At 57.1% G+C, this 266-nt stretch carries 1 protein-coding gene; it reads right to left on the bottom strand.

Features of this window, described 5'->3' with window-relative positions; all coding sequences use genetic code 11:
- Positions 1-266, bottom strand: a 266-nt coding sequence (locus tag J5J09_RS22400) for a hypothetical protein (protein ID WP_208554485.1), incomplete at both ends; no start/stop codon positions are given.

Below are 266 nucleotides of genomic sequence, written 5' to 3'. Positions count from 1 at the left end.
GGTGGCAGGCTCTTGCGTCCTTCCCCCACCACCAGCGCCGGCCCCGCCTCGCCACAACGCCTTGTGGTGTATCCGCGACGGAACGGGAACAAGGATACGGGCGTGGAAAAGAAGGGGGAAAGCAGCGGTGAGATTTTTTCGAGGGAGAGGCGATTTTTCTGATAAGGGTATGATTTTGTTGGGAGATAATTTTGTGCGGCGTTGGTGCGGGCTTTGGGAGTCCCAGTTGGCTGACCGCAAGAAGCCGGATTGGCGTGGTTTTTACT

The organism is Ciceribacter sp. L1K22 (assembly GCF_017599385.1).
Taxonomy (GTDB): domain Bacteria; phylum Pseudomonadota; class Alphaproteobacteria; order Rhizobiales; family Rhizobiaceae; genus Allorhizobium.
Note: the sequence above shows the minus strand (reverse complement) of the source record. Positions and strands in the feature narration are given on the sequence as shown.